Source organism: Streptomyces asoensis (genome assembly GCF_016860545.1).
Lineage (GTDB): Bacteria > Actinomycetota > Actinomycetes > Streptomycetales > Streptomycetaceae > Streptomyces > Streptomyces asoensis.
In genome coordinates this window covers 107,792-130,382 of the sequence record NZ_BNEB01000006.1, presented here as the reverse complement: position 1 = coordinate 130,382, position 22,591 = coordinate 107,792, and the positions used below count along the sequence as shown (strand labels likewise).

At 71.4% G+C, this 22,591-nt stretch carries 17 protein-coding genes and 1 pseudogene; 8 read left to right on the top strand and 10 right to left on the bottom strand.

The window, feature by feature from the left end:
• Positions 1–100 precede the first annotated feature (100 nt).
• The 3 genes from Saso_RS36920 to Saso_RS36910 all read left to right on the top strand — a co-directional run bounded on the left by Saso_RS36920 (position 101) and on the right by Saso_RS36910 (position 5,094).
• The gene (locus Saso_RS36920; RefSeq protein WP_189927145.1) at positions 101–1,087 is read left to right on the top strand and encodes an alpha/beta hydrolase; all 987 of its coding nucleotides are present in this window, start codon (positions 101–103) and stop codon (positions 1,085–1,087) included.
• 266 nt (positions 1,088–1,353) lie between these two features.
• On the top strand, positions 1,354–2,289 hold the full coding sequence (gene bdeA / locus Saso_RS36915) for a bis(hydroxyethyl) terephthalate hydrolase (protein ID WP_189927312.1): 936 nt from the start codon (positions 1,354–1,356) through the stop codon (positions 2,287–2,289).
• A gap of 237 nt (positions 2,290–2,526) precedes the next feature.
• Complete coding sequence (locus tag Saso_RS36910; RefSeq protein ID WP_189927144.1) at positions 2,527–5,094, top strand: helix-turn-helix transcriptional regulator; 2,568 nt, start codon at positions 2,527–2,529, stop codon at positions 5,092–5,094.
• A 123-nt stretch (positions 5,095–5,217) separates the two neighbouring features.
• On the opposite strand, the gene Saso_RS36905 is transcribed toward Saso_RS36910, so the two are convergent.
• The 4 genes from Saso_RS36905 to Saso_RS36890 form a co-directional block, all read right to left on the bottom strand.
• On the bottom strand, positions 5,218–5,517 hold the full coding sequence (locus Saso_RS36905; protein ID WP_189927143.1) for a hypothetical protein: 300 nt from the start codon (positions 5,515–5,517) through the stop codon (positions 5,218–5,220).
• Positions 5,514–5,813, bottom strand: a complete 300-nt coding sequence (locus Saso_RS36900; protein ID WP_189927142.1) for a hypothetical protein — start codon at positions 5,811–5,813, stop codon at positions 5,514–5,516. Before Saso_RS36900 ends, Saso_RS36905 begins: the two co-directional genes overlap by 4 nt.
• Positions 5,814–5,825: 12 nt before the next feature.
• The gene (locus Saso_RS36895; protein ID WP_189927141.1) at positions 5,826–6,476 is read right to left on the bottom strand and encodes a hypothetical protein; all 651 of its coding nucleotides are present in this window, start codon (positions 6,474–6,476) and stop codon (positions 5,826–5,828) included.
• A 247-nt stretch (positions 6,477–6,723) separates the two neighbouring features.
• Positions 6,724–7,416 (bottom strand): NAD(P)-dependent oxidoreductase, encoded by a 693-nt coding sequence (locus tag Saso_RS36890; RefSeq protein WP_189927140.1) that lies wholly within the window; start codon positions 7,414–7,416, stop codon positions 6,724–6,726.
• Positions 7,417–7,493: 77 nt separating this feature from the next.
• Here Saso_RS36890 and Saso_RS36885 point away from each other — a divergent pair, with 77 nt between their 5' ends.
• Positions 7,494–8,147 carry a TetR/AcrR family transcriptional regulator gene (locus Saso_RS36885; protein WP_189927139.1) on the top strand — a complete coding sequence of 218 codons (654 nt, stop codon included), beginning with the start codon at positions 7,494–7,496 and terminating at the stop codon, positions 8,145–8,147.
• A gap of 136 nt (positions 8,148–8,283) precedes the next feature.
• On the opposite strand, the gene Saso_RS36880 is transcribed toward Saso_RS36885, so the two are convergent.
• Together Saso_RS36880 and Saso_RS36875 are read right to left on the bottom strand one after the other, a co-directional pair.
• Positions 8,284–8,808 (bottom strand): hypothetical protein, encoded by a 525-nt coding sequence (locus tag Saso_RS36880; RefSeq protein WP_189927138.1) that lies wholly within the window; start codon positions 8,806–8,808, stop codon positions 8,284–8,286.
• 190 nt (positions 8,809–8,998) lie between these two features.
• Positions 8,999–9,823: pseudogene (locus tag Saso_RS36875) on the bottom strand (hypothetical protein); the annotation flags it as partial.
• Between the two features lie 188 nt (positions 9,824–10,011).
• Between Saso_RS36875 and Saso_RS36870 the strand changes: the two are divergent.
• The 3 genes from Saso_RS36870 to Saso_RS36860 all read left to right on the top strand — a co-directional run bounded on the left by Saso_RS36870 (position 10,012) and on the right by Saso_RS36860 (position 13,848).
• Complete coding sequence (locus Saso_RS36870) at positions 10,012–11,010, top strand: YdcF family protein (RefSeq protein WP_189927137.1); 999 nt, start codon at positions 10,012–10,014, stop codon at positions 11,008–11,010.
• A gap of 319 nt (positions 11,011–11,329) precedes the next feature.
• Complete coding sequence (locus tag Saso_RS36865; RefSeq protein WP_229901506.1) at positions 11,330–12,508, top strand: DUF3500 domain-containing protein; 1,179 nt, start codon at positions 11,330–11,332, stop codon at positions 12,506–12,508.
• Positions 12,505–13,848 carry a HupE/UreJ family protein gene (locus Saso_RS36860; RefSeq protein WP_189927136.1) on the top strand — a complete coding sequence of 448 codons (1,344 nt, stop codon included), beginning with the start codon at positions 12,505–12,507 and terminating at the stop codon, positions 13,846–13,848. The genes Saso_RS36865 and Saso_RS36860 overlap by 4 nt, the downstream gene beginning before the upstream one ends.
• A 141-nt stretch (positions 13,849–13,989) precedes the next feature.
• On the opposite strand, the gene Saso_RS36855 is transcribed toward Saso_RS36860, so the two are convergent.
• Both Saso_RS36855 and Saso_RS36850 read right to left on the bottom strand, forming a co-directional pair.
• Complete coding sequence (locus tag Saso_RS36855) at positions 13,990–14,637, bottom strand: TetR/AcrR family transcriptional regulator (RefSeq protein ID WP_372442552.1); 648 nt, start codon at positions 14,635–14,637, stop codon at positions 13,990–13,992.
• 375 nt (positions 14,638–15,012) lie between these two features.
• Complete coding sequence (locus Saso_RS36850) at positions 15,013–15,999, bottom strand: MFS transporter (RefSeq protein WP_229901505.1); 987 nt, start codon at positions 15,997–15,999, stop codon at positions 15,013–15,015.
• A gap of 403 nt (positions 16,000–16,402) precedes the next feature.
• On the opposite strand from Saso_RS36850, the gene Saso_RS36845 reads away from it, so the two are divergent.
• Complete coding sequence (locus tag Saso_RS36845; protein ID WP_229901504.1) at positions 16,403–20,074, top strand: family 78 glycoside hydrolase catalytic domain; 3,672 nt, start codon at positions 16,403–16,405, stop codon at positions 20,072–20,074.
• Positions 20,075–20,698: 624 nt separating this feature from the next.
• Here Saso_RS36845 and Saso_RS36840 read toward each other — a convergent pair.
• The gene (locus Saso_RS36840; RefSeq protein ID WP_189927135.1) at positions 20,699–21,565 is read right to left on the bottom strand and encodes a sugar phosphate isomerase/epimerase family protein; all 867 of its coding nucleotides are present in this window, start codon (positions 21,563–21,565) and stop codon (positions 20,699–20,701) included.
• Positions 21,562–22,578, bottom strand: coding sequence for a Gfo/Idh/MocA family protein (locus tag Saso_RS36835; RefSeq protein ID WP_189927134.1), 1,017 nt, complete (start codon positions 22,576–22,578; stop codon positions 21,562–21,564). Before Saso_RS36835 ends, Saso_RS36840 begins: the two co-directional genes overlap by 4 nt.
• Positions 22,579–22,591 lie beyond the last annotated feature (13 nt).

Here is a 22,591-nt window from a genome sequence, read left to right as displayed (position 1 = left end):
CCCACCCCCCAGCCCCAAGCCCCTGCCGCCACGGTGCCCGCCAAGGCGCCCCCCTCCTCGTCCCACGTCCCGCCACCACCCGCGAAAGGCAGCGACCACCATGACCACGGCACGACCCGCCCTCGACCCCGAACTGCGTGAACTCCTGGCCGACATGCCGCTGATGTCTCACCTCAGCCCGGAAGTGCTGGCGCAGGTACGCCCCTTCTCCTCGACACCCGTCGAACCCCTCCTCGAAGGCCGAGCGATCGACCGGCGCGAAGTCACCGCTGCGAGTCCGGACGGCACCACGATCCCCTTGTCCGTCTTCAGCCCCGCGAACACCGACCGCACCGCCGCCGCACCCTGCGTCTACTGGATGCACGGCGGCGGGATGGTCATGGGTGACCGCTTCTCACAGATCGACATCCCACTGGAGTGGCTCGACGAGTTCGGCGCCGTCGTGGTCTCGGTCGACTACCGCCTCGCACCCGAGGCCACCGGCAGTATCCCGGTCGACGACTGTTACCGAGGACTGCTCTGGATCGCCGAACACTGCGAAGAGCTGGGCATCGACCCCGCCCGGATCATCGTCGCAGGCGCCAGCGCGGGCGGCGGCCTCGCCGCCGGCGTCACCCTGCTGGCCCGCGACCTCGGCACCCCGACGATCGCCGCCCAGGTCCTGATCGGCCCCATGCTCGACCACCGCAACACCACCACCTCCAGCCTCCAGTACTCCGACGGGCCCGGCGTCTGGACCCGCGAGATGAACGGATTCGGATGGCGCTGCCTCCTCGGCGACCTCACCGACGACGAGGTACCCGCATACGTCTCACCCGCCCTGGCCGACGACCTCGCCGGCCTGCCGACCACCTACATCGACACCGGCTCCGCCGAAGTCTTCCGAGACGAGGACACCGACTACGCCACCCGCATCTGGGCAGCCGGCGGCCAGGCCGAACTCCACGTCTGGGCAGGCGGCTTCCACGGATTCGACGCCCTGTACCCGCAGGCACACCTCTCGGCCACAGCCCGCCGAACCCGCACCGACTGGCTCGCCCGGCTCCTGCCCACGAACCGCGCAGCACAGGTGCAGCCTTTGACGTGACAGCTCTTGCCGTCGAAGATCTTGCCGCCGCAGGCCAAGGGGCGCGGCCGTCGAGGCCGCCGATGAGGTCCGCTCCACCGGAGGCCCTACGTCCTCGGGACCGGGCCGAGGACGAGCGGAAGGTCCCTTCCGGTGAAAAACCGTGAGACCGGTGACATCACCGATCCCCACGCACCGGTCGGACCCCGACAGTGGCACCGCCAGTCCAGCGGCGGCGCCCCTCGCGGCCCGCCCGACCGAGAGGACGACTCGTCGTGCAGCTTCCCATGCGCACCGGTGCGCCCCACCGCGTCTCCACCGGCTCCCCCCACCGCAGGTCCCACCTCCCCGGGTCGGGACAGCTCGCCCGGCTCGCCACGGCGGTCGCCGCCGTCGTCGGCCTCACCACACTCAGCGGCCCCGGCGCACAGGCGGCGGACAACCCCTACGAGCGCGGCCCCGCGCCGACCACCGCGAGCATCGAGGCACTGCGCGGTCCGTACGCGGTGTCCCAGACCACCGTCTCCCCGCTCGCCGTGACCGGCTTCGGCGGCGGCACGATCTACTACCCGACCAGCACGGCCGACGGCACCTTCGGCGCGATCGCCGTCGCGCCCGGCTACACCGCCACTCAGTCCTCCCTCGCCTGGCTCGGCCCGCGGCTGGCGTCCCAGGGCTTCGTCGTCTTCACCATCGACACCCTCACCACACTGGACCAGCCCGACTCCCGCGGCCGTCAGCTGCTCGCCGCCCTGGACCACCTCACCCAGGTCAGCTCCGTGCGCACCCGCGTCGACAGCAGCCGCCTCGGCGTCATGGGCCACTCGATGGGCGGCGGCGGCAGCCTGGAAGCCGCGAAGGCGAGGCCCTCCCTCCAGGCCGCGATCCCGCTGACGCCGTGGAACCTCGACAAGACCTGGCCCGAGATCACCACACCCACACTGATCGTCGGCTCCGACGGCGACACCGTCGCCCCCGTCGCCACCCACGCCGAGCCGTTCTACACCAGCCTGCCGTCCTCCCTGGACCGCGCCTACCTGGAGCTGAACAACGCCACCCACTTCACCCCCAACTCCTCGAACACGACGATCGCGAAGTACGGCATCTCGTGGCTGAAGCGCTTCATCGACAACGACACGCGCTACGAGCAGTTCCTGTGCCCGCTCCCGCGGCCGAGCACGACGATCGACGAGTACCGGGGCAACTGCCCGCACACGTCCTGAGACGACGCGAGGAGAACGGCACCGCCACCGGCGCAGCAGCAGCCGCAGTGGCCGCCGCCGCCGTCGCTGTGCCGGTGCACGCGGCGCGGCGGCGGCCATTGGGATCCGGCACAAGGTCTGCCACCGCCGTCGCACACGAACCCCCAGGTGGCAGGCCCGGAACAGCCCGCGGCGACGCTGGCGCCGAACCGGTCGCACGGCTTCCGCAGCCCGCTACCCGTACGTACCGTCACGGGAATGAGCGGACAGACGACCCACGGCGGCGGTGTGCGGGTGGTGACCGGTGAACCCGGCTGCGGCCGCACGGCGTTCCTGGCCCGCGCCGCCCGCGCATACCCGGCCGCGTACGTGGTCGGTGTGCGGGCCGACCCGGTCGCTTCGGCCGTACCCCTCGGCGGTCTGCGCGCCCTGCTGCGTGCTCTCGGCGCGCCGGTGGTGCGCGTCGACCCGCTCTCCCCGGACGAGGCGGCCACGCTCCTGGACGAGGCGACGGACGGGGCCCTCGACCGGGCGGTCCGCGACGACCTGGTGGACGCGGCCGAGGGCAGCCCGGCGCTGCTGCTGGGAATGGTCCGCCGGCTGTCGCCCGCCCAGATCCGCGGTCACCGCCGGCTGCCCGCTCCACCGGCCGACGCCGAGCTGCTGACCGGCCTCGCCGGCCACTTCCTGACCGGGTGCACCCCCGCGCAGGAGGACCTGCTGCTGACGGTCGCGGCGGCCGTCCGGTACGCGCACGACACGCAGGACGCCCGGATCGCCCTGACGCTCGCCCGGCGGGCGGCGGAACAACTGCGGGGGACACCTCCCGGCGCACAGTCCGCCCACTCCATCGGCCCACTGCCCGAACTGCTCGTCCGCACCGACGCCGAGGTCGGCTTCCACAGCGATCTGCTGCGCCGCGCGGTGTACGCGGACGCGCGGCCCGAGCGGCGCCGGGCCGCGCACCACGCGCTGGCCCGGGCCTTGGAGGAGACGGGATCCACCGGCCTGCCCGTCCTGCTGCACCGCGCCCGGTCCACCGCCGCGCCCGGGCCCGGGACGGCCACCGCACTGGCCGCGGCGGCCGACGACCGGACACACCCCCGGAACCTGCGGTGCGCGGCCTACACCCACGCCGCCGACCTCACCGACGACGGCACCCGGCGCGCGCAGTGGTACACGGCCGCAGCCGAACAGGCCCTGCACACCGGCCGCACGCACCGGGCCCTGCGCCTGCTCGACCGCGCCCGGGACAGTGCCGCACCCACGGCGCTGCGCGGCCGCGCCGAACTGATACGCGGCACGGTGGTCCTGTACGACGGCGCGGTCGACGAGGCCAGAGCCTCCCTGCTCCTGGCGGCCCGCCTGCTCGCCGAGTCGTCCCCACACAAGTCCGAGTCGGCCCTGCTGGCCGCGGTCGACGCCGCCTGGGCAGCGGGCGACGCCCAGGGCTGCTTACACGCCCTGACCACAGCCGACACCCCCCGGCCCGCGGCGCACCCCCCAACTCCGGCCTCGGCCCAGGCCCAGGCCCAGGCCCCGGCCCCGGACGCACGGAATCGCACCGAACTGTCCCGAGACCTCGGATACCGGGCCGGTCTCCGGGCCCTGCTCGAAGGGAAGTTCGCGCAGGCGGCCGGGCCACTGCGGCGGCTGATCGTGGACGCGGAAGCCGCAGGTGCCGCGGGTGCGGCCGGGGCCGACGAGCCGGACACCGCGCTGCGCGCGTCCGCTGCCGCCCTGCTGCTTGGCGATCTCGCGGCCGCCCGCCGCGCCGGGGCGCGGGCCCTGGCCGCCGCGGGCACCCCCGGGACCGCCGCGGCCCGCGCGCGGGCCCGGGAGTACCTCGCCTACGCGGAACTGCGCGCCGGACGGCACGCGCTGGCCAGGACCCATGCGGAGGAGGGGCTGCGGGCCGCGCACCGGACGGGGCAGCGCAACACGGCCGCCCACCACCACGCGGTACTCGCCCTCGCCGCGTCGATCGAGGGCACCCCCGAGGAGGTGGCCGCCCACGCGGACACCGCGCTGGCCACCGCCCGGCGGCACGGACTCGTCCAGGCCGCGACCCTGGCGCAGTGGGCGATCGCCCGCGCCGACCTGGCCGGCGGGCGCCCCCGGGAAGCCGCGGACCGCCTCGGGCCACTCGTCCACCCGGGCCCGCGCAGAGGGCACTTCGCGGTGTGGATGCTCGCCGTACCGTGCTTCGTGGAAGCTGCTGCCTCGACCGGACGGACCGACGACGGCGTCACCGAAGTCGCCGACGTCGTCGAGGAGTTCGCCCGGTGGGCCGGATTCGGCGCCGATCCGCAGGCCCCCGCCCAACTGACGCGCTGCCGTGCGCTGCTGGCTCCGCCGGACCGGGCCGACACCTTGTACCGCCGCGCGCTCGACCTGCACGACGCGGCCGGCGGCGGCGACTTCGAACGCGCCCGGACCGAACTGCTGCACGGCAAGTGGCTGCGCAGACGCCGCCGGCTGAGCGAGGCACGCGACCGACTCGGCGCAGCCCTGGTCGGGTTCGAACGCTGCGGCGCACGCGTCTGGGCGGACCAGACCCGGGCCGAACTACGGGCCGGCGGCGTGGCGCAGAGCGGCGCAGGGCGAGCACCGGGGCCGGGCCCGGGCCTCGACGCACTCACCCCGCAGCAACTGCGGATCACCCGGTGCGTGGCCGAGGGCGCCACCAACCGGGAGGTGGCACTGACCCTCTCGCTCAGCACTCGAACCGTCGACTACCACCTGAGAAAGGTCTTCGCAGCGCTGGGCGTGCGCTCCCGCATCGAACTGGCCCGCATGGTCGAGAAGACCGGACAGAAGGGCTGATCGAAGAGAAAACAATGGCGCCCTGTGAGCCTGCCCGCACCCCAGCTCCCCGTCCGGCCGGACCACAGCATCGGTGCCGGATATCCTCCAGCGGCAGCTGACCCTCGGTGGTCGGCACTGGACTCACGCCGCCCCGGTGGTCAGGTAGCGGCGCACCGTGCGGCACAGGGCGTGGGCACGCTCAAGGGCGGCGCTGCCGTGCGGGTGCAGCTGGAGCTGGGCGCGGTTGAGGTCCGCCTGATAGCGCGTCAGGTACTCGCTGACGGACGGATCTTGGGTTCTCGACAGCGCCGCGGACACTTGGGCGACGGCCGCCCGCAGGTCGCTGAGCGCGGCCTCGTAGGGCTCGTCGCCGTACAGGCCGCCGGGCACTCGCTGGACGCGGGAGAGCACGGGATCGGTGGGGTGCTGCTGATCGCTCATGACGTTCCTTCCGCGAGGGGGAGACCAGTGAGGTGGGCGATCTGGCCCCAGTTGGACAGCCGCAGGTGGCGTCCGTCGCCTCGCCAGTGCGTGACGGAGGCGTCGGGGACCGGCGGCAGTTCGTGGACGGTCCGGGCGAGCTCGGTGGTGAAGTCCCTTACACGCAGCGCGACATCGGCGAGGGCCTCGCCGCCTGGCAGGCGGTACGACCACTCGCCCAGCAGCGCCCGGCGCGCTGCCTCCTCGGGGGCCCGGGCCGCCAGCGCGCCCGACGGGTGCAGCTCGAAGACACCCATCTCAGCCCGGGGTCAGCCGCCGCCCGAGCCGGCCGAGGCCGAACCGCCGGAGGTCCAGACGGAGTTTCGCTGCGGCCGGGTGCGCGTGCTGCGCTCGGTGCGCAGCTCCACCGCGATCCCGGCCGGGCCGAGCAGGGCTTCCAGCGCGTCGGTGAGCCGTTGCGGGTCGCCGCCGGACGGGAGCGTGAGCTGCTCCCGGGTTCCCTTCAGGACGAGTTCGAGCGTGAGCGTGGAGACGGCCGGTTTGTGGTCCCCCTGGTAGGGCTCCTCCACCTTGTGTGTCAGCCGGACCTCGCGCAGGGTCGTGACGGGCAGCCAGTCGTCGGGCCCGGTGGCCCGGACGAGCCGCAGGGATGCGGGCACCCCGGTCGGCGCGAACTCCACCCGCCAGATGTCGCGGGCCCGGGAAAGGGCCAGCACCGGCCAGCCGATCAGGTACTCCAGCCCGGCGATCACCCCCACCACCGTCAACACGGTCGACGCCTGCGCCCCGGCCAGCGCCATCCAGAAGGCGACGAGCAGGGTCGGCACGCCCAGGACGAGCGGGGCGAACAGCGCCGGCCCTGCCGAGGTCAGCGCGTTCCATGCCGGCCCGGCCGGGCCGGCGCGCAGGACCAGATCCGTCGAGTCGGGGCCCTGTCTCAGCAAGGGATCGGTGGCCATGCCTCCAGCGTAGGACCGGTCCGCAAGAGCACCTCGACGATGTCCGCGCCGACGGGGCACGACGTCTGACGGCCCGTAGCCCTGAGCCCGCGGGGGAGGGGTTGCAGCTTCCAGGCCGCTGCCACGCAGCTCACCACGGTGCCTGGCGTGGTGCAGTGCACGGTGTCCGCAAGCGCCTCGCCCCGGCAGCCCGCCAGGGGCGCCCGACACGCGGTGGTGAAGGGCGGAGTCGAGAACCGGGAGTGGCTCACTTCTTCTTCACGCCCTCGTTCCAGATCAGCTTGGCGATGTTCGGTCTCACAGCGGTGGTGATGACGCCCATGGCCGTGCGGACGTACCGCTGTTCCTCCAGTTCGCGCAGCATGCTCGCGGCAAGGTCCACGCGGGCGGTGAAGACGCCGTCGGCGCTGTTCTCAGCGGTGCGGTAGTCCGTGGCGGCGGGGTGCTCGAACAGACCAGAAGGCCGCACGAGGGTCCAGTCGAGGTCTGTCGCACGGATCACCGCTTCCATACGGCGCATGTCCTCGTGGAGGGTGCGGCCGAGGCGTCGGTTCACCAGGGGGTCGAGCACATGGTTGAAGAAGTGCGCTCCGGTGGGCCGCCAGTGCGGGTCGGCGATGCTGGAACTGACGGCGAGCAGGCGCTTGACGCCATGGCGGGTCATGGCACCGGTGATGGCCGTGGCGCTCGCCGAGTAGGTGGTGATGGTCTCCTTGCTGAAGCGCGCGCCCAGCGCGGACAGGACGGCGTCCGTTCCGCTGATGGCGGTGTCGACGGCCGCCGGGTCGGTGGCGTCGGCGACGGTCAGCGTGAGGCCGGGCCGTGCGGGAAGGGAACCGGGACGGCGCGTCACGGCGACCACCTCGTGTCCGGCGGCGAGGGCCTGGCCGGTGAGGTGGCGGCCGGTCGGTCCGTTGGCGCCGAAGACTGCGATACGCATGGTGTCGGGGCATCCCTTCGTGGGGTTCGCGGAACGCCCTTGACTGTGTCCCCTCACGAACCGCACGCTCAACGCTGATGAATATCGCCGCTGCCGCGCCCGTCCGCACCCGGGGCCGTCCCCAGGGCAACCCGCCGACCCGCGAGTCGATCGTCTCGGCCGCCCGGACGCTGTTCCTGGAACGCGGTTACCGGCGCACCACCGTGCGCGCGGTGGCCGGGGCCGCCGGGGTCGACCCGGCACTGATCGCGTACCACTTCGGCTCGAAGAAGGGCCTGTTCGCGGACGTGATGCAGTTCCAGTGCGCCCGTGCGCTGACCGTCGACGACGTCCTCGCCGGTGACCCGGCCACCCTTGCCGACCGGCTGATCGACGCGGTGACACACCTGTGGGAAGACGCCGACTTCCGCCGGCTCACCGCCCAGGGCGACGAGGCTGCCGACGCCATCCGCGAATACCTGGAACAGGAGCTGCTGGCCCGGCTTGTTGAATTCCTCGGCGGCCGGGACGCGACCGCCCGCGCCACAGCCGTGGTGACGATCCTCGGCGGCCTCATCTACACCCGCTACCTCAACCCCCTCCTCACCCCCGCCGCCCTCACCCCCTCCGAGGCACGCCACGTCCTCGCCCCGGCACTCCGCGCGGCACTGGCCCCCAGGACCCGCACCACCACAACCAGAACGGCCCACCTGAGCTCACCGGCCCCTGGCAGGACCACCTTTCGGCCGTGACCACCTCAGCGCCCCCGGCTATCGTCTCCTGTCGCCTCGCGGGCACGGACCGGCCCCCGCGGACCGGCCCCCGCGTACCGGCCCCCGCGTACCGGGCCCGCCCGCGCGCGGCCGCCCCGGCGTCCTGGCGAAGCCGCTACGCGACGGCCGCTCCGGTGCCGCGGGCGGCGCCGATGAGGTCGGTGAGCCCTGCGTCGTCGTACACGGAAATGTCGACGTTGGCGCCCTCGGGCAGATCGAAGTCCTCCACCTCGTAGTCCAGCACCGCCGAGGTCCCGAGCGGGCTGAAGGTGCCGAGGTTGCGGGTCGTACCGCCGGACGTGTAGCTGACCTTGACGTAGTAGGTGTCACCGTCGTTCGCGGTGTCGTACACCCACAGCTTCTCGTCGTTGGGGTGGAATTCCACCTTGCCGACGAACGCGCCGGCGTTCGTGAGTTCCATCTTCACGGCGTAACCGCCGGCGTCCCGTGCGAAGTACGTGTTGTCGAACGGGTCGGTGAGGTTGCCGCCGCTGCACGGGCAGCCGTCGGTGTCGTAGTAGTACGCGTGGAACGTCGGGTTCGGGCTGTACGCCTGGGCCGGAGCCGCGGTGGCGAAGAGTGCCCCCGCCGCAAGCGCCGCGCCCGCGAGCAGTCCGGTGAACCTCGTGGCGATACCCATTTCCCGCTCCCCCTCCGTGGCCGACCGCGGTTGTCAGCGCTCGCGGCCTGCTCATTCTGGGACACGGGTGATGTCCGATACAGCGGAGAATCGCTGCCGGTTACCGGATCAGGACAACAACTCAACTCATCTCCACCCGTGTGCGGGCCCCGCCGGGGCACGACGTCGCCGGCCCCGGCCCCCGTTCCGGTCAGACGGGTGCCGGCCGGGACCGGTCGCCCGTGGGTTCGAGGCGGACGACGATGCCCTTGGAGGTGAGCTGGTTGCTCATGTCGGCGACGCTGTCGAGCGGCACCAGGACGTTCGTCTCCGGGTAGTAGGCGGCGGCCGGCCCCTTGGCCGCCGGGTAGGACACGACCTCGAAGTTCTCGGCCCGCCGCTCGGTGCCGTCCTCCCAGACACTCACCAGGTCCCCCCGGTCGCCTGGGGCGAGGCCGAGCGCGGACAGGCCGGCCGGGTTGACCAGGACGACGTGGCGGCTGCCGTGGATGCCCCGGTAGCGGTCCCGGACGGGTCACCCGGGCGTTGAAGTCGTGGAAGCCCGGCACGATCCGGGAGATGCTGCCGCGGATGGTGTTGTAGTCGCCCTCGAACTTCGCCCAGGGGATGTCCCCCGTGCCGTCGACGCTGAGCCGGGCGAGCCGGCACAGGATGGCGACCTCGCTGAGCAGCATGCGCGAGGCCGGTTCGATCCGTCCCCGCGAGGTGTGCACCTCGCTCATGGAGTTCTCGACGGTGACGAACTGCTCGCCGTCGGCCTGGATGTCACGCTCGGTGCGCCCCAGCGTCGGCAGGATCAGGGCAGTGTCGCCGCAGACGGTGTGCGAGCGGTTGAGCTTGGTGGAGATGTGGGCGGTCAGCCGGCACGACGCATCGCCTTCTCGGTGGCCTCGCTGTCGGGCGCTGCGCGCACGAATTTCCCGGCCAGGGCGAGGAAGACCTTGACGCGGCCCTCCAGCATCGCCTTGATCGAGTTCACCGAGTCCAGGCCGTGCGGGCGCGGCGGGTCGAAGCCGAGCCGACCACCACGTCACCGTGGCTGCTGTCCGGCACCCGGGAGGCCGGACGCCCCGGAGCGGTTCGGGACTCCCAAGCCGATCAGCCACAGCGGGTCTGGGAGGATGGCCGGCAGTCGTCCGTACCGGGTCCGGGAGCCCGCGGGAGGCGAGGCGAGGCGGGCGGGAGAGCGGAGCGGTGCCGTACATGCCGGAGTACCCGGAATATCTCGTCGCGGGCGTGTTCGCCGCAGGTGGCGTCGTCAGCGCCTTGCTGGCACCGCATCGGTTCTCCACCGCTGTCCTGTTCTGCCTGGCGGCGACCTCTGCCGGACTCGGCGTGGCGGTTCGCGGTGCGGCGGCCCACCCGGCCGTCGTCACCGTCCTGGCCGTCGCCGCCCTGCTCCTGGCGCTCGCGGTGGGTCTGCTGCTGCTGGCCGACGGCCTCCTTCTGGTCCGGCGCTACGGAGCGCAGCCGGCCCTGCTGGCGACCGGGGCCGCCGGCTGCGCGGTGCTGGCGGTGCTCGGCCTGGACGCGGTCTTCCACGTGGCCGGCGGCGAGGCGTTCGGTGCCTTGGTGCTCGCGGTGAACGCGGCCGCGGGATACCTGACTTTGCTGTTCCTGGTCTTCGCCGGCCACGTGTTCGTCCGGGGCCGGGGCACCCCCGGCGCGGGAACCACCCATGTCGTCGTCCTGGGGGCCGGGCTCGACGGCGACCGGCCCGGCCCGCTGCTGGCCCGCAGGCTGGAGCGTGCCCTCGCGATCGAGGCCGCCCGCCCGCCGCACACACCTGGTGTGGTGTTCGTCGTCTCGGGTGGCCAGGGCGACGACGAGGTCCGCTCCGAGGCGGAGGCGATGGCCGACTATCTGCGCGGACGCGGAGTACCCGCCGACCGGATCATGCGGGAGGACCGCTCCGTCAACACCGGGCAGAACCTCCGCTTCAGCGCGGCCCTCGTGGACAAGACCGGCCCCGGCCACCGGGCCACGGTGGTCACCAGCGGCTTCCACGTCTACCGCACGACCTTGCTGGCCCGCCGCGTCGGCGTACCCGTGCACGTCGTGGGCGCCCCGACCTCACCCGCCTACTGGCCGGCCGCGACCCTGCGCGAATTCGCTGCCGTCGTGTGGCTGGACCGCCTCCCCACGGTCGGACTCAGCCTGCTGCTGGCGGTGCCGGTGGCGACGGCGCTCTTCGAGCACTGAAGGGGTCACCGACCGGCGTCCGTCGCAGGGCGGGGCGCCGGTCTCCTCATGAGATGAGCCCGGCGCCCGGCGCCCGGCGCCTGGGGTCGCGATGAGCGGAACCTGTCAGCAGGCCATGCTTATTTCTTGCATACGCGTCACACGGCCCCCAAAAGGGACAGGCCCGGACGCGCGCGCATTGAGGTGTCAACAATTTTGCTGATAGTCCTGTCGGCAGCGCGCGCGTCCATCCCAGCCCTTGTCCCCAGGGAGTGTGTTCGTGAGTAGGGAAAGAACCAGTCAGGCGCGTAGGCGACGGACCTGGCGAGGTGTCGCCGGCGTGGCCGCCGGCGTCCTCCTCGTCGGTGGCGGGTTCGCGGCGGCCAACGCCGCGTCCTCCACCGGTACGAAGGCCGCCGCGCACTACCCGGTCAGCAAGAACGCCACCGGCACCGCCGCCGTGGTCAGCGCGGCCAACGCGTTCCTCAACACCCTGGACGCCGACCAGCAGTCGGCGACCGTCCTGGACTTCAGCCAGGCCAACGCGACCGCCTGGTCGAACCTGCCGTGCGCCGGCACCTGCCGCCCCGGCATCGACTTCGGTTCGCTCAGCGAGGAGCAGCTGGCCGCCGCCGAGAGCGTGCTGAAGGTGGCTCTGGGGTCCGGCAAGGACACCGGCTACGACCACGTCATGCAGACCGTCCTCGCCGACGACGTGCTCGCCTCGGCGCAGTCCACCGGCTCACCCACCCCGGCGCCGAGCGTGACGGCCACCGGCACCGCGACCAGCACAACCGCTCCGACGGACGTCCCGACGGGCGCCCCGCCCTCCGGCGGCACCGGAGGCGGTGGGGGAGGCTTCGCGTACGGCAGCGGCTACTACTACCTGGCGTTCCTCGGCACCCCGTCCAAGACCGGCACCTGGCAGCTGCACTTCGGCGGCCACCACCTCGCCGTCAACATCACCTTCAAGAACGGCAAGGTCGCCGGCGCCAGCCCGTTCTTCAGCGGCATCGAGCCCACCAGCTGGACCGCGGACGACGGCACGACCTACGAGCCGATGGCCGAGTTCCGCGACGGCATGCTCGCCCTCACCGGCAGCCTGACGACCGAGCAGCTGGCCGCGGCCAAGCTGTCCGCGTCCTTCGGCGACGTACTCCTCGGCCCGGGCTCCGACGGCGAGTTCCCGGCGACCAAGCAGGGCCTGAAGGCCGGCGACCTCTCCCCGAAGCAGCAAAAGCTCGTCCTCGCGGCCATCCACCCCTGGGTCGCGGACGTCGACGACGCCACCGCGAAGCAGCTGATGAAGACCTACGCCAAGGAGCTGAAGGACACCTACATCAGCTACTCCGGCGGCACCGGCCTGGACACCAACGGCGACTACGTCCGTATCGACGGCCCGAGCGTCTGGGTCGAGTTCATCTGCCAGACCGGTGTGGTGTACCGCGACAAGGTCCACTACCACACCGTGTACCGCGACCACACCCGCGACTACGGCAGCGAGTTCTCCTTCTCATGACCGGACCGCGAAACTGGCTGACCAGGGCACTGCGCCGGGTTGCCGGGATCGCGGTCGCGGTAGCGGCGGCGCTCCTCATCGGGGCGCCGCCGGCCACCGCGCATCCGATGCCGCACTCGGTGGTCCGGCTCGACGTGTACGAACACTCGGTCTCCGCCCGCCTGGAAGTCCCCGTCGACGAGTTCACCCGCGCCTCCGGGCTCGGCGTGCCCGAGAAGACGCCGGCCGACCGCACCGGCGCCATCCGCGCCTACCTGGCCGCGCACATCCACCCGACCACCACCGACGGCCGCACCTGGCAGGTCGCCGTCGGCCGCCTCAGCCTGAGCCGGGCCGTCCAGACCGGCACCGGCGAGTACCGCGAGCTGATCGCGCAGGCCGTGCTCACCCCGCCCGCCGGCGCCGACGTACGGCACTTCACCTTCGGCTACGACGTCATCGTCCACCAAGTCGTCACCCACACGGCTTTGGTGTCGGTCCGCCAGGACTGGGCCGCGGGACAGGTCGACGGCGAGGGGACGACACAGGTGGGCACGATCCGCGTCGACACCCGCACCATGAAGGTCCCGGCACTGAAGGTCGACCTGGGCGCGGGCAGCGCCTGGCGGGGCTTCGTCGCCATGCTCCGGCTGGGCGGCGACCACATCCTCACCGGCACCGACCATCTGCTGTTCCTGCTCATCCTGCTGCTGCCCGCCCCGCTCGCGGCGAACGCAGGGCGCTGGAACGGCCTGGTGGGCCCCAGGAAAGCCCTGGCCCGCATCGGCCGGATCACCCTCGCCTTCACCCTCGGCCACTCCGCCGCACTGGCCGCCACCGCGTTCGGCCGTCTCGACCTGCCCGCCCGGCCGGTGGAGGCGTTCATCGCGGCCAGCATTCTCGTCGGCGCGATCCACGCCGTCCGGCCCCTCTTCCCGGGCCGTGAGGCACTCGTGGCCGGCATCTTCGGGCTCGGTCACGGCATGGCGTTCTCCTTCGTCCTCGCCGAGATGCGGCTGACCACCGGCCAGTTGGCGACCAGCCTTCTCGGCTTCAACCTGGGCATCGAACTGGTCCAGCTCCTGCTGGTGTGCCTCGCCCTGCCGTCCCTGCTTGTCCTGGCCCGCCTGCGGGGCGGGCCCGCGGCGCGGCTGACGGGCGCGGTACTCACCGGCGTCGCGGCCGTGGGCTGGCTGGCCGACCGCCTGGGCCTGCCCAACCCGGTCGCCCGGGCAGCCGACAGCGCCGGCTCCCACACCACGCTGCTGCTGGCCGCCCTCGCGGCGACCGCGGTGGCAGCCGCGGCCCGGACCCTGCTCACCCGCCACCGGACCCCGGCCGACCCGGCCCCGGCGCGCTGAGAACGCACGAACGGGCCGGGGGGCCCGGGCGGACAGGCTGGAGCCCTCTTTCCCGATGGGGGTGGGGGCGGCATGCCGGATCGGCTTACCGGCCAGGGGCGGGTGCAGCGGTGGGCGGGCGGGGCCGGACGTCGCCGTCGCTCAGGCGGTGTCGCCCGCGTCGTCGTCCTGGGCGAACAACAGGCGTACGAAGTCGGTCACCGGTCCCACGACGTCCAGGTCCTGCTGAAGAACCCACTGCAGTTGAAGCCCGTTGAGCACGGCCTGGAAGAGGACGGCGGCGCTCTCCGGGCTGACGCCCTCGCGGAGTCGGGTGCGGGCCGCCTCGTTGGGGAGCCCTTCGACGAACTGGGCCCGGCTGAGTTCGTACCGCTCGACAAAGTAGGTGTGGGCGGGGTGGTCGGGGCGTGAGGCGGCCGCCGCGAGCTCTATCCACAGCCGCATCAGCTCGGGGGCCCGCTGATGACGCTGGATGAGCCCGGCGAGGTAGGACCCGAGCTGGTCGATTCCCTCGACCTCCTCCAGGCCCTGCCGCCATTCCTCGGAGTCCCGCTGCGCGAGCACCTCGGCGAGGAGTTCGTCCTTGTCACGGAAGTGGTGCAGGAGACCGGCGTGCGTGATCCCGGCTCGTTCCGCGATGGTGCGCAGGGAGGAGTTGGCATAGCCGTGCTCGGCGAAGCAGGCACGCGCCGCACGAACGATCTCCGCCCGCCGGGCCGCCGTTTTGGCGTACGGCCCACGCGTCTTGGCCCGGTCCACGATGCGATCACCCTCCTCGACGAAGCGCATTAATCATCTCCCGTTGATCGGGCTGCGACGTACGCGGCCTCAGTGGGCGTGGCGAGGTCTTTGTTCTAGCCCTGCGGCGGGCAGCGGGCATGGCTCTGCTGTTGAACCCGCGGCCGGAAGCTCCGGAGCCCCGAAGTTCGAGGGAACCGGTGTCCTGCGGAGTCGCTCGCCGCATTCCTCCATTGCGGTCTTGGCCGGGGCGGCTCGAGCACGTTGATGCCCGACCAGTTGACCGGCTTGAGGTCCCGGGTGATGGCGGAACCGTGCCAGGCGACGGCCACGTTGTCCCTGGCGGTGTGCGCCTCGGTCGCGGTCAGCTCGAGGAAGGGGCTGAAGCTCGTGGTGGCGGAGGCGAGAAGCTCGTAGATCGCGGCGTTACCGAGAGGGGATCGTTGGCGCGGGCTCGATCGCGTCCTTTGCACCGGCCCCGGTCATAGGGAGCCTGCCGCCCCCGACCAGGTGTGTCACCACGGCCGCCGCTACGGCGATTGCGATGAGCGCGCAGACCGCCCACCAGCCGAAGAGCGTGTAGGCACGGGTGCCGAGCAAGGACCCCGCGCTCGCGCCGAGGAACGAGCAGGTTATGTAGCACGTGTTGAGCCGACTGTGAATCTCCGGGCGCAGGGCGAAGATCCGGGCCTGGTTGGCGACTTGTCCGCACTGTACCGCCACGTCGATCAGCAGCAGCCCGGCGGCCAGAGCGACGATCCCGGCGACACCGCCGAGCGAGCCGCCCACCAGTACGCCCGCCGTGGCGAGTCCGGCTGCGACGCGCCACAGGTTGACACGGTCGGCGCCGTAGCGGTCCACCCACTTGCCGGCGGAGGGGGCGAGGAACGTGCTGCCCGCGCCGACCAGGGTGAGCACGCCCACGGCCTGTGTGCCCATGTCGTAGCGCGGTCTGGTGACCAGCAGTGCGACCGCGGTCCAGGCGGCGCTGAACCCTCCGAAGACGGTGACCTGGAAGAGCACGGACCGGCGGAGCTCCTTCTCTGTACGCAGCATGTGCAGGGTGTCGGCCAGGAGCGCCGGATAGCCGTCGCGAACTGCGGGGACGGTGGTGGGCAGCGTGGCGCCGAGCGCCACGGTGAGCAGTGCGGTGAGTACGGCGGCGACCAGGTACGGTGCCCGCCAGCCCAGGTGCTTGCCGAGGACACCGCCGAAGGCGCGGCCAGCAGGATGCCGCCGATCAGCCCGGCCTGCAGCGTGCCGATCACCCGACCGCGCCGCTCGGGTGCGACGAGTCCGGCCGCCATGGGCAGGAGGATCTCGCCCGCGACGCGCTCGTGACCTGAGGTCGGCTCGCCGCGCCGGCCGCAGCTCCTTTGTCGCGGCCTGGTCCGTTCTCGTTGCCGCGACCATCGAGTTCGCGGTTCATGGTGTCGCCGTCCGTACCGAGTTCACCCAAGTGGTACCGGCTGGACGAGGACCTGGCCCGCTACGCCGGGCAGCTCTTCGGCTGCGACGGGGTCCCGTCGGCCCCGGCGGCGCGCCCTCGTAGTGCTGGAGGAGCTGTTTCGCGCACCCCAGGGTGTCGTCGTGGTGGCTCGTCATGCCGTCGTGATGTTCCGGCCGACGGCGTTGGTCAGCGCCAGGAGCGGGGTGGCGTCATCACGCGGACGAAATCGCTGGTACGTCATGCGGGCCTTTCGCGCTCATGACCGTTGCCTTCGCGCCACCCGCTCCATAAGCTTACCGATTGGAAAGTATTGAAACGTTTCAAGCGCGGTCGGGACGGCCGGCGTGAGCGAAAGGACCTGATCCTGTGGCCGAGGACAACAGAAGCGCGCCGAGCCGTCGGCGCGTGCTCGCTGTCATGACGGCGGCCGGCGCCGCTCTCCCGCTCACCGCCGCGTCCAGCGCCTTGGCGCTGGGCGGGCCCGCTCCTCGGTCAGGCGGACTCGCGCCCACGGCTCTCCAGGTCAACTCCCGGACCCAGCCCCTCGGAACCCAGACGGCACCGGCGTTCAGCTGGATACCTCCGGTGAAGCGGCAGAGCGCGTACGAGATCAGGGTGGGCACACGTCCGGGCGGATCCGACGTCTGGGTCAGCGGCACGGTGACCGGCACGTCGAGCACCGAAGCCCCGTACAACGGCCCCGGACTCCACTCGGAGCGGGCGTACTTCTGGCAGGTGCGCACCTGGGACGAGAGCGGCGCGCGCGGCCCGTGGAGCGCCCCCGCGCGGTGGGAGACGGGCCTGCTGAACGGCGAGAAGGACTGGTCCGGCGCACGCTGGATCGGCGGCCGGGTGGCCCAGAACCACGACTGGGAGGACCTTGAGGCGATCGTCGTCTTCCGCGGCGGCGCCGACCCGGCGGGCGGCCTGTCGCTGCTGCTGCGCGCCGAGGCCGTCGGCAAGACCTGGAGCGAGGGCCTCAACTGGACCATCCAGCGCACCGGCGACGACATGCAGCTGGCCATGCAGACCCGCCACTGGGCCGGCAACACCTGGGTGGACGACGGGACGTCCGAGCCCGACTGGGGCGTCAACCACTACGACCCGCAGAGCGAGACCAACCCCACCACCGACGGAACCCGCACCGTCCCGGTCGCCACGGTCCCCCTCCCGGCCACGACGGGACTGACCAAGGACACCTGGAACACTCGCGACCACACGGTGGTCGTGGCGGTGCGAGGTCTGACCGTGACGACCACCGTCAACGACGTCGAGGTCGACAGCCGCACCCTGACCGGCGACCAGATCCGCCGGCACGGCAGCTTCGGCTTCGCCGGCGGCACCTCCGCCGTCGTCCGCAGCGTCAAGGTGACCGGCACCGGAGCACCTGTCTTCGCCGTCGACCTCACCACCGGTGCCAACCCCTTCGAGGCCGGAATCGCCACCCTCGACGGCCTGACCTTCCCGCCCAAGAACCCGTACATCCCGGCCAGGAACAGCGTCCTGCCCATCGCCAACCCCGCCCCATTGCTGCGCCGTGCCTTCGACCTGCCCAAGGGCCGTAAGATCGCCACGGCCCGTCTGCACCTGAGCGCCGCGGGTAACGTCACGCTCACCGTCAACGGCGCCCCGCTCACCGTCGACGGCAAGTCGGCGGACCGCGCGGGCATGAACGTGCCCCGACTGCTCACCGAGCAGAGCACGTACGACCGCACCGTTCTCTACGACACCTTCGACGTCACCGCGCGGCTGCGGGCCGGAGAGAAGAACGTGCTCGCCGCCGAGCTCGGGCGGGGCTGGTACGGACTGACCACGCCCCAGGAGTGGTTCTGGCAGCTGGCCCCGTACGCAGGCCAGCCCCGCCTGCGCGCCAAACTCGTCGTCACTTACACCGACGGCCACGCCACCACTCTCGTCACGGACGCGGACTGGCTGAGCACGGACGGGCCGACCACCTTCGACTCCGTGTACTCGGGCGAGAAGTACGACGCACGACGGGCCGACCGGCTCGGCGACTGGCGCTCGGTGGACTACCGCACCGGCCGTGACTGGCGACCGGCCACCGCCCTGATCTCGCCCGGCAGTTGCGCGAGCCCGGCGCCGAAGTACCACGGCGTGCTGCCGGCCACGAAGATCCCCGAGGGCTTCACGCCCGCCGTCGTACGCGCGCACGAGGCCGAGCCCGTCCTGGTCAACCGCACGCTGCGCCCGGTCGCCCTCACCGAGACCGTGCCCGGCTCCGGCGTCTGGATCCTCGACTACGGCCAGATCATGACCGGGCTGGTACGCCTGTCCCTGACCGGAGTCCGCCCGGACAAGGAGGGGCTCACCCTGCGCCTGCGCGGCGGCAACCGGGCATCAGGCTCCCCGCTGTCGGTCGAGGAGGAGAACTTCCAGCACGACGCGAACCTGCAGACGCACTACTACACCGTTGGCCGGCGCGCCACGCAGCGCTGGGAGCAGCGGTTCAGCCACTTCGGCTTCCGCTACCTGGAAGTGAGCAACCTCGAAGCCGTCCTGGGGCGCGCACCCGACCTGGACCGCGACGCCGAGCTGCTCACGGTCGCCGTCGCTCGCACCGGCTTCGCCCGCACCGGCACCTTTGCCACGGACAACGCTCTGCTCAACCGCCTGCAGCAGAACCTCGAATGGGCCGAGCAGAACAACCTGGTGCAAAAGCCCACCGACACCCCCTCCCGTGAGAAGAACGGCTGGACCGGCGACGCCATGGCCAGCTCTGAGTCGCAGTCGCTGACCTGGGACGTGAACGGCGTGTTCACCACCTATCTGCGGCACTTCCCGGACAACCAGGTCTCCAGTGGCCAGCTGCCCATGGTCGTCCCCATGCCCAAGGGCGGTTACGGCTACGACCACACGCCGGGATGGAACAAGGCATGGAAGGCTGTCCCCGCCTGGGACGCCGCGTACTTCGTGATGCCGCGAGAGCTGTACACGTACTACGGCAACAGCAGCCTGTTCGCCGAGCTCTACGAGCATCAGGACACGCTCCTGAAGTACTACGAGACGCTCTTCACCGCTGAGAACCACTACATCTTCGAGGCCTCCCTCGGCGCCTACTCAGGCGCCGAGAACCCGGGCAGCAACGCGGTCATCAGCCTCGCCTACTACATCTACTTCTGCGACTACATGGACGAGGTCGGCCGCCACATCGGCCGCACCGAACGCGCCACGCACTACGCCCAGTTGGCGCGCACCCTGCGCAAGGCGTTCATCGAGAACTACTGGGACGCCGACCAAGGCCACTTCACCCAGGGCAGCATCTCCAGCGAGAACACCCTGGCCATCGCGTTCGACCTGGTACCCGGCTCGGACCTGAAGCCCTCCGATCCGCGCTACCTCGCGGGCACGAAGACTGTCGCGGAGAACAAGAAGGCACTCGTCAAGCTGCTCGCCGACCGCATCGTCGCAGCGGACCACCACATCCAGAACGACATGTACGGCTCGCGCTACGAGTTCAACCTCCTCAGCGACCACGGGTACACCGACATCGCCCTGAAGGCCGTCACGCAGACCGGTGCACCCGGCTACGTGGACCAGATCGCCCGCGGCGCAACCTCCCTGTGGGAGCAGTGGGGCGAGCGGCTCTCGGTCAACCACCACTACCGCTCCACCGTGGCGACGTGGTTCTACCAGAGCCTGGCCGGCATCCGTCCGACGGACATCGCCTACGAATCCCTCAGGATCCGCCCGTATGTACCTTCGGCGGCGGTCAACAGCCGCGTTCCCAAGGACACGCACGACACCGACCTGTCGCCGAAGACCCTCGACCGCGTGAGCGCGGCGATCGACACGGTCCGCGGAAAGGTGGCCTCGCAGTGGGAGCGGCGCCCGGACGGCAGGATCGAGCTCGAGGTCACGGTCCCGTACAACACGAAGGCCGAGATCTGGGTGCCCACGCAGGGCAAGCCGGTGGACGCGCCGCGGGGTGTCGGCTTCGTCGGCGACGCCACGGCGGGTGGGGCCGCCTACAAGGTCTACCGGGCTTCGGCCGGGTCGTACCGGTTCAACGCCGGCTGACGGGGCCGGCAGGGGGTGCGGCTGCCGGAGAACGGCAGCCGCACTTCCGGGAGTAGCGGTGCGAGAAGCCGGTTCTGCCGGACTCGGTGATCTCATGCATCGACCCGGTGCCTCGCTCACGTGGCACGGGCGGCCCACGCCCTCCACCGCGTCGGTCCGAACTTCTCGACGCCGCGTCCCAGGCATGTGTTTAGGTCGGTTGGACCGAGCGTGTCAGGGCCCCGACTGGGACCATGCGGGCGTGAGTTGTCCGTATCAGCGGCGCGTGCTGTTGCCGTCCGCGACGATGCCCCGTGATGAACGAGGCGTCGTCGCAGGCGAGGAACGCCACGACGCCGGAGTGATGGTCTGCGTCTGACTGCCAGTGCCCGAGCGTCATGCTGTTGTCAGTGGCATGTTTGGTTTGGCCCGGAACGAAGCACTGACGCTCTCTGCCGAGTGCTTGAGACACTGGTGACGAAGTCCCAGTTCAAGGTCGTGCAGACTGGTAAGGAAGACGGATGGATGTCCGTCCTTCTCGACGTCTCCTGGGACGGCCCCACCTTCATCAGCTCCGACACCGTCCTGTCTGTACGCCGCCGAGAGCCCGGACCATGTCACGTCCTCGAACACGAACCTGTTGGGTTATCCGGCCAGTTCCTTGGTGATGCGGTCCAGCATGAACGCCGAGGACTCGCGGGCCCGTTCCTCCCAGGCGAAGACGCACGCCGTGGCCACGCCATCGAAGTTCAGAGCCCGTAGGGTGCCGAAGAAGGCGTCCCAGTCGACCTCGCCCTGGCCGATGTCGAGGTGCTGGTGGATGCGGGCCGCGGTGCCGGGCGGGTTGAGGATGTAGCGCAGGCCGCTGGAGCCCTTGTGGTTGAAGGAGTCCGCGATGTGCACGTGCCGGAGCTTGTCACCGGCGTAGCGCATCATCGCCGCGATGTCGGCCGTCGGGTCCGCCCCGGACAGGTGGAAGGAGTGCGGGGCGCAGTACAGGTAGTTCACCCAGGGTTTGTTGATGGCCCGGACCAGGTCCACGGCGGGGGTGTTTTCCTCGCAGAAGTCGTCCGGGTGAGCCTCCAGGTTCAGAGCGATGCCTTCGCGCTCGAACAGCGGGAGCAGCTCCTCCAGGGAGCGCCAGAACGCGGCCTCGCTCTCGGCGGCGCGCTCGGGGCGGCCGTTGAACTCCGAGTTCATCAGCGGGCATTCGAGGTCCGCGGTGATCTCGATCATCCGCTTCCAGTAGCGGACGGCGGCCTGCCGCTCGCTCTCGTCGGGTGAGGACCACTTGTACAGCGGCAGCACCGAGGACAGCTTGACGCCGTGCGTGCGCAGGGAGTTCTTCAACTCGGCGATCCGCCGATCGTCCGCGCGCGGGTGCAGGAAGAACGGCATGAAGTCGTCGCGCGGCGACAACTCGATGTACTCGTAGCCGAGTTCGGCCACCGTGCGCATCATGTCGTCGATCGGCAGGGCGCGGAACATGTACGGGTCGAGGGCGATCTTCACGCGGTACCTCCGTAGAAGGCGGGACGGGGCTTGAGGTCGGTTGCGACGACGTGCCCGCACTCCAGGGCCTCGGCGGTCGCGGCGGTGATGACGGTGGCGGCGTATCCGTCCCAGGCGGACGGCCCCGTGGGCGCGTCCCCGGCAGCGACGCCCGCGATCCACTCCCGGAACTCGGTGTCGAAGGCGTCCCGGAAGCGGCCGACCCAGTCGGTGAGCACCTCGGTGCTGTGCGAGGCGGCGGTCCGCACCCCCACGGCGGCCGGGTCGGGCAGCCGTACGAGGCCCTCTTCACCGACCGTCTCGCACTGGATGTCGTAGCCGTACTGGCAGTTGACGAAGACCTCCAGGTCGATGCGGACGCCCCTGGCGGTCTCGAAGAGCATGATCTGCGGGTCCTTGAGATGGGCGAAGCGCCTGCTCGTGGCGCGCGGGGTGAGCACCTGGGCGGAGACGATCTCGTCGTCGAGGAGCCAGCGCAGCACGTCCACCTCGTGCACGGCGGTGTCCAGGGCAGCCATGGCGGAGGTGTACGACTCGGGGACGGCCGGGTTGCGGTGGGCGCAGTGCACGATCAGTGGCTCACCGATCCGGCCGGAGTCGATGACCTTCTTCATCTGCCGGTAGCCGGTGTCGTAGCGGCGCATGAAACCGACCTGGACCAGCCGCCTGCCGTGCGCGGTCTCGGCCTCGACGATCCTGAGGCAGTCCTCGGCGGTGGTGGCGAGGGGCTTCTCGCAGAACACCGGCTTGCCGGCGGCGATCGCGTTCAGCACGTGCTCGGCGTGGGTGGGGCCCCACGAGGTCACGAGGACGGCGTCGACCTCCGCGGAGGCGATCAGAGCGGCGCCGTCAGGCAGTACCCGGGCGTCGACCGGGGCTGCCGCGTCCTGGGCCCGGGCGGCATCGATGTCGGTGACGGCGGTGACCCGGGCGCCGGTGACGGTGTGGGTGAGGCGGCGGATGTGCTCCTGGCCGATCCAGCCGGCGCCGATGACGCCTACGCGTACGGTCATGTGATTCCAACCT

Bases quoted from the DNA above. Each gene is read 5' to 3' on its own strand.
- Saso_RS36920 (WP_189927145.1), top strand. From the start codon at position 101: ATGACCACGGCACGACCCGCCCTCGACCCCGAACTGCGTGAACTCCTG.
- bdeA (WP_189927312.1), top strand. From the start codon at position 1,354: ATGCGCACCGGTGCGCCCCACCGCGTCTCCACCGGCTCCCCCCACCGC.
- Saso_RS36910 (WP_189927144.1), top strand. From the start codon at position 2,527: ATGAGCGGACAGACGACCCACGGCGGCGGTGTGCGGGTGGTGACCGGT.
- Saso_RS36905 (WP_189927143.1), bottom strand. From the start codon at position 5,517: ATGAGCGATCAGCAGCACCCCACCGATCCCGTGCTCTCCCGCGTCCAG.
- Saso_RS36900 (WP_189927142.1), bottom strand. From the start codon at position 5,813: ATGGGTGTCTTCGAGCTGCACCCGTCGGGCGCGCTGGCGGCCCGGGCC.
- Saso_RS36895 (WP_189927141.1), bottom strand. From the start codon at position 6,476: ATGGCCACCGATCCCTTGCTGAGACAGGGCCCCGACTCGACGGATCTG.
- Saso_RS36890 (WP_189927140.1), bottom strand. From the start codon at position 7,416: ATGCGTATCGCAGTCTTCGGCGCCAACGGACCGACCGGCCGCCACCTC.
- Saso_RS36885 (WP_189927139.1), top strand. From the start codon at position 7,494: ATGAATATCGCCGCTGCCGCGCCCGTCCGCACCCGGGGCCGTCCCCAG.
- Saso_RS36880 (WP_189927138.1), bottom strand. From the start codon at position 8,808: ATGGGTATCGCCACGAGGTTCACCGGACTGCTCGCGGGCGCGGCGCTT.
- Saso_RS36870 (WP_189927137.1), top strand. From the start codon at position 10,012: ATGCCGGAGTACCCGGAATATCTCGTCGCGGGCGTGTTCGCCGCAGGT.
- Saso_RS36860 (WP_189927136.1), top strand. From the start codon at position 12,505: ATGACCGGACCGCGAAACTGGCTGACCAGGGCACTGCGCCGGGTTGCC.
- Saso_RS36855 (WP_372442552.1), bottom strand. From the start codon at position 14,637: ATGCGCTTCGTCGAGGAGGGTGATCGCATCGTGGACCGGGCCAAGACG.
- Saso_RS36850 (WP_229901505.1), bottom strand. From the start codon at position 15,999: ATGGTCGCGGCAACGAGAACGGACCAGGCCGCGACAAAGGAGCTGCGG.
- Saso_RS36835 (WP_189927134.1), bottom strand. From the start codon at position 22,578: ATGACCGTACGCGTAGGCGTCATCGGCGCCGGCTGGATCGGCCAGGAG.